The sequence below is a fragment of the uncultured Maribacter sp. genome (genome assembly GCF_947500405.1).
GTDB lineage: Bacteria > Bacteroidota > Bacteroidia > Flavobacteriales > Flavobacteriaceae > Maribacter_B.
Genome location: NZ_CANMRY010000004.1, coordinates 394587 through 400811, shown reverse-complemented (window position 1 = coordinate 400811; position 6225 = coordinate 394587). Strand labels below are relative to the sequence as shown.

6 protein-coding genes are annotated in these 6225 nt (G+C 32.6%); 1 reads left to right on the top strand and 5 read right to left on the bottom strand.

Features of this window, described 5'->3' with window-relative positions:
- Positions 1-350 precede the first annotated feature (350 nt).
- The 4 genes from Q0945_RS08245 to Q0945_RS08230 form a co-directional block, all read right to left on the bottom strand.
- Positions 351-641, bottom strand: a complete 291-nt coding sequence (locus Q0945_RS08245) for a type II toxin-antitoxin system RelE/ParE family toxin (RefSeq protein ID WP_299433290.1) — start codon at positions 639-641, stop codon at positions 351-353.
- Positions 628-885, bottom strand: a complete 258-nt coding sequence (locus Q0945_RS08240; protein ID WP_298485907.1) for a type II toxin-antitoxin system ParD family antitoxin — start codon at positions 883-885, stop codon at positions 628-630. The genes Q0945_RS08245 and Q0945_RS08240 overlap by 14 nt, the downstream gene beginning before the upstream one ends.
- A 384-nt stretch (positions 886-1269) precedes the next feature.
- A complete protein-coding gene (locus Q0945_RS08235) occupies positions 1270-1998 on the bottom strand; it encodes a LytTR family DNA-binding domain-containing protein (RefSeq protein WP_299433287.1) in 729 nt (242 codons plus the stop codon).
- Positions 1995-2843 carry a histidine kinase gene (locus Q0945_RS08230; RefSeq protein ID WP_299433284.1) on the bottom strand — a complete coding sequence of 283 codons (849 nt, stop codon included), beginning with the start codon at positions 2841-2843 and terminating at the stop codon, positions 1995-1997. The genes Q0945_RS08235 and Q0945_RS08230 overlap by 4 nt, the downstream gene beginning before the upstream one ends.
- Before the next feature lie 526 nt (positions 2844-3369).
- Between Q0945_RS08230 and Q0945_RS08225 the strand changes: the two genes are divergently transcribed.
- A complete protein-coding gene (locus tag Q0945_RS08225) occupies positions 3370-5805 on the top strand; it encodes a TonB-dependent receptor (RefSeq protein ID WP_299433281.1) in 2436 nt (811 codons plus the stop codon).
- Between the two features lie 128 nt (positions 5806-5933).
- Here the strand turns inward: Q0945_RS08225 and Q0945_RS08220 are convergent, their stop codons facing one another.
- Entirely contained in the window at positions 5934-6224 is a 291-nt protein-coding gene (locus tag Q0945_RS08220) for a hypothetical protein (protein WP_299433278.1), read from the bottom strand.
- Between the last annotated feature and the right edge of the window lies 1 nt (position 6225).

Genomic DNA, 6225 nt, shown 5'->3' with positions numbered 1-6225 from the left:
CAATTTGGACTCTTTCTTTATGGGTAAGTCTTGTATTCTTTTTACGTACCATAATAACAAATCTATTAATTTAGATTTGTTGCGTTAAGTTCTTGAGTACGCACACACATTACACTTCCCTCCTAACGTCGGTGCGTATAATAAGTGTTCCATTACCTTTAGAGAAAAACTTTTTAGAAGAAAAATTTAAAGAGAGAAAAGTGCCAATTACTTTGCTTTTCCAAAGCAAAGTGTCATAATGCGGAACATTATAGTACATTTGACATATTCCATTAAATTGGAAGCTATATAAAATGTCTTTGTAATATAGAATGTTTTGGTTTTATTGTATTGTGGAGAAAAAAATATAACTATAGATTTTTTTCATAATCCATACTTTGGTTTAGAACACGAACAATCAAAATATCAATATCTGTAGTCAAATAAAAAATAGTATGTGATTTATAAGAAAACCTTTTTAAAGAAAATACAAATTTCGAAGCATCCCGTCCAAGATTTATGTTTTCTGATAGAACTTGAAAAATATCGTGTATTCCCAATAGGTATGTTTTCGCTTGTTTTAATCCAAACGTTTCAATTCCATATTCGTACATTTTTGCAAGGTCAATTTCAGCTTTTCCAGATACTTTATAAACGCCCATCAGCTCGCATACGGTCTTCAACTTCCTTCATGATATCTGGAACAGATTTATCACTAACACCACTTTCCATTCCCTCCGTTATTGCTGCTTTGAGTGCAGAAAATTTGGCGTTTTTTGCTTGATCACGCCTTACTAAATCTCGAAGATATTCACTATCATTGGTAAATTCTCCAATTGTAATTCGTGATTTTATCCACTTATCTTGTTGTTCTGTAAATGTTATTGTTTTTCTAATTGTAGACATATTTTTATTGTTTAAATAATCATACTATTGATGCAATTTAATATATTATATTGAGTATTACAAAACTTTAGAGTCTTAATTTTATGTCTTTAATAATTATTCCCATTCCACACACATTCCATTTCTCTCCTACCGTCGCTTCGTGAAAAGAGTGTTCCATTAACATTGTAGAGAAACATTTTAGAATAAAAAAATAAGAAAAAGTAGAAATTCAACTTCACTTTTACCAAAACTCAAGTTACATAACGCAGAACATTATAATTTAAAAAAGAATTATAATCAGACGTTATAGAAAAGTGTCTTTGTGAAATTAAAAAAACTAGTTTTATTGTTATAGTACAGAAGAAAATGTGTAATTATAAATTATCTTCATTTATTATATAATCACCCTTCTTTATTCCATAAGTTATCCCCAACAATTCTTGGAATTACTTCTTTGCGGTAATTTCTACTTAACGGAATTTTATAAGATGCTATTTGTAATTCGTGTTGCGTGATACCTTCTATTTTATTTAAAGCTACAATATAGGATTTGTGAACTCTCATAAACGCATCGGAATTTAAATTTTCTTCTACGTTCTTTAAAAATAGTAGGCTTACATATTTTCTTTTAGTTGTTTGAACAATCACATAGTTTTGCATGGCTTTTACGAAGAGAATATCATCATGGTAAATTTTCTCCAGCTTGCCATCGCATTTAATAAAGAAACAATTAGACTCTTCTTTTTTAATCCATGGTTTTTCATTATTTTGCAGTAATTGATGTTGTCGCTTAGCCTTGGTTACGGCAGCAAAAAAGCGATTAAAAGAAATTGGCTTAAGTAAATAGTCTAAAACATTAAGATTAAAACCGTCGACAGCATAATTGGGAAAGGCCGTTGTTAGAATGGTTAACGGAGGATTAGGATTTGATTTTAAATACTCTAAACCATTCATTAAAGGCATTTGCACATCTAAAAATAGAAGATCTACTTCGGTCTCTTCTAGGAAACGTGGAATATCCAACGCAGAAATACCTGTGCCAACGCAAGTAAGAGTATCTATTTGATCAATATAATTGGTTATACATTCTCTTGCGAGTGGTTCATCATCTATGACTATACATCTCATCATACAGATATTTTTTTTAGTGGCTCCATTACTTCTTTTGCCAGTGTAAGTTGTAATTTCACAGTATATGTATCCTTACTTTTTTTAATGATTACCGAATGTGCGTCTTTATAGACTAGGTGTAATCTACGTTTTACGTTTTTAAGACCTAGCCCACTATATGAAATACCTTCTGGCATATGATGCTGTATTTCAAAATTAGCACTATTACTCAGTTCAAAATACAACTGTTCTTTCTCAACGGAAACATGAAGTGCTATCCATTTTTTTTGCGCAGCGTCTTCCGATAGATGTTTGAAAGCATTTTCTATGAAAGGTATTAAAACAAAAGGAGCAATAATTGGGGTATCCTCCAACAATTTAGGAAGCTTAAGTTCTAAATCAAAATTATCATTTTGGCGAAGATTTTCCAATTCAATGAAACTTTCAATATAAGCCAATTCATTCTTTAAAGGAATATAAGTACTATTGCACTCATATAATTGATAGCGTAATAAACTTGAAAACTTTACTAAGGATTCCGATGCCATTTCTGGATTTTTATGAATCAATACAAATATGCTATTAATGGTATTGAACAAAAAATGAGGGTTGAACTGTGATTTTAAAAACTTTAGCTCCGTCTCTAATTTTTCTTTTTCTAATAATTGCTGTCGCTTTTGAGAAGCTATCCAGTTTTTGGCAAGTTTGATACTCATTCCCAATGTCATTGCAGATATAGATGATGGCAATGCACTTTTCTTAAAAATTGTAACTGGTGTTGCTGGATTTATTTTAAAAAGTGCGTAGGCTGAGTGATCAGAAAAAGAGGCCGCAAAAAAATAATTAGCACTAATTAATACAGCCATAGCAAAAATTATGAGAATAACATATGTGAAAAACTTAAAGTATTTTCCTTTTATAAGATACTTGGGCATAAGTACATAAAGACAGAAATAGATTCCTATGGCCTGATAAATAACATACCCCAGATATTTTATAACACTATGAGGGGTTTTAAAACTTTCTAAAACATCACTAGGATTTCCGGTATGCACAGTCCACCATACAAAATGATAGCACGCCCAAAAAAGGATATGGTGTAACTTGTAACGTTCTATAAAAGATAATACACTGTTTTTATTAACGACTTCCATAAACGGTATAACATAGTATCTAGCAAGATACAATAGCACTATATTTTTATCAAATGCATACTTGAAAAACTTGCTGTCATGTTACATTTTATTGACCACAGGTAATTATAGCTTGATTTTGGTACCATTTATAAATTATTTGAGATATAATCCCCCTATGTAATGATAATGCAACCACTCATCAATCTCTTTTTTATTGTTTATAAGATAGCTATTACTTACACCTAAAATCAATAAAATGAAGTTACAACTTATAAGTATTTTAGCTGTATTTGGATTTGCGTTTAATGCATCATCACAAATTACAGGAACCATTATAGATGAGAAAGGTGTTGGCATTGCATATGCAAATATAACCTTACACCCTAAGGATAAAACCCAGTTCTTAACAGGAGTTATTAGTGATGAAGATGGTAAATTTAAACTCGATATTCCCATGGAAGGTGAATTTACAGTCCAAATTAGCCTATTGACTTATAAAACTTGGGTGTCCGAATTATTTGTTGTGAGCTCTCTTCCCTATCAACACAACTTCCCTCCTATTCTTTTAGTTGAAGACGTAACAGAATTAGATGGTGTTTTAATACGAGGGCAGCAAAAATTGATTCAACGTACTCAAGAAGGTAGCGTTATTAATGTGCAGGCAAGTGTAATGACACAAGGCAGTACCGCTTTACAAGTTTTAGAACGCTCGCCAGGTGTTATTTTGGACCCATACAACACTACATTTTCTTTAAATGGTAAAAGTGGTACTCTGGTTATGATAAACGGAAAGGCACAGCGTATCCCTACAGCAGATTTGATAGCCATGCTTAATGGTATGAGTGCGGATAACATTGAAAAGATAGAACTGTTGACCAATCCATCAGCACGATATGATGTGGATGGTAATGCAGGCATCATTAATATTGTAACGGTTAAAAATGAGACTTTGGGAATTCGGGCTAATATTAACTTAAGTGCAGGTTATGGTGAAGGCCCCAAGCAAACAACGGGACTCTCTCTTAATTATGGTGGTGAACATGCTACGCTATTTGGTAGCTATAACTTCTCTTATGACGAGACATATAGCGGGTTTAGAGGGGTTGGACTAACTGAAATACCCGTTTTAGGAGGGCGTACAAATATTGATTTTACTAGTAGCACCCAACAAACAAACCGAAATCATAATCTTAATTTAGGATATGAATACCAACTTTATAAGGGGGCTTCACTTGGGGCTACCGTAGTTTTTAATAAATCGTCCCCCCTTGTTAGGACTCGTAATTTAGGATTATACGATTTTACGACTGACCCTTTTTTAGAAGCTCAAATACGTCTAAATGGCCATGGAAATTTAAAGAATTTAACCTCTTCCATGTATTTTGAAAAGGTTGGTGAGCACAATAGTTTTACCATAACAGGCGATTATATTAATTACAATAGTGAAACCCCCAATCAAGTAAATAGTAATTATTTTGATGAAAATGGAGAGGCGTTTCAGCCCCAAAATGAAATTTATACTAATGGAAATCGTGGTTTTAATAAAACCAATATTAATGTTGGTGTACTAAAATTAGACTATAAGCATGCCATTACTAAAAACACCTCTGTAGAAGGTGGTATAAAAGGGTCATTATCTAAAACCGTTAATGATGCCCGTATTGAAATTCTGCAAGGCGAAAATTTTGTGACAGACGATAGGTTTATAAGTACAATTGAAAATACCGAAACCATAGGAGCGGCTTATGTATTGAGTGATTACAGCTTTACTGAAACATTGAAAATGCAGCTTGGCTTGCGTTATGAGTATTGGGATCAAGCGTTTGGCACTAGTACACTAGATCGTAGTTTTGGGAAATTATTTCCTTCATTCTTTATCACGCATTCTTTTTCTGATACTACGGCTCTAAATTTTGCTTACAACAAGCGTATTACACGACCTAATTATTCCGACCTAGCCTCCTTTTTAGTTTATAACGGCCCAACTTCGGTATTTAGTGGAAATCCACAACTGCTGCCTGCCATAACCGATAATATTAGTATAACCTACAACAATAAATCTTTTAGTATCTCCCTATTGGCCTCTAATGAAAATAACCCAATCGCACGCTTTCAAATAACCCGAAATGCACAAAGTAATGTAGCAGTCATAGCTCCTGTAAATATGGAATACCAACGGAATATAGATGTACAAACTAATATTCCAATTCGCATTTTTCATTGGTGGAATATTAATGTTAATGGTACTTTGGGTGTTAGAAGGTTTCGAATTTTACATACCGATGAGCGCATCACCCACAATTATTTACATTATAATTTTAATGGAAGTCAAACCTTGTTATTGCCTGCAAATTTTTCAGTAGAAGTATCGGGCTGGTATACCTCTCGTCATTTTAATGGAAGTAGTAGAAACGAAGGTTTTGGGGTTATAAATGCAGGGTTGAAAAAAGAATTTAAAAACGGTAGTAGTTTGCAATTTGCGGTAGCTGATATTTTTGAGAGTTTGGATATTAATTTTAAAATTGGGACACTAACTCGCGAAGCATTTGGCGATGTTTTTAATGGAACCTATAGCCCTGAATCTGGTTTCTCGCGTATTTTTAGAGTTAGCTATACGTACCCTTTTGGAAATAAAAAAGTAAAAGAAGCTAAAGGTAAATCTGGTGCAGATAATGAGAAATCTAGAATGTGATTTTGGTAGGTGATACTTTAACGATTCCTGCTTTTAACCTATTGGGTACGTTTCACTTTTCTAGTGCTATATCTAAAAATTTTAAGAGGTTAAATTATCACAATCCATGGTCAATGTTCTACATTTAATCACTCTATTTTTGTAAAGCAATTACCGTCATCTATTACTCTAACAAAATCCTTTTTATCTCCTCTAATTAAATTTCCTAGAGTATCAATGAGTGCAAAACGATTGTTATTAAGAGGAATTAGTTCTAATTTATTATTGTTTGTTTTCAGATAAATTTTTATTGGATAATCAGTTTCTACATCTTCAATATTATTGGCATAAGGTTTTTGATTTTTCCATTTTACATCAACTATCCGCTGTTCATCGGTAGGAACTGAATACTTGAATTTTCCATTTATATCCCAAACCATT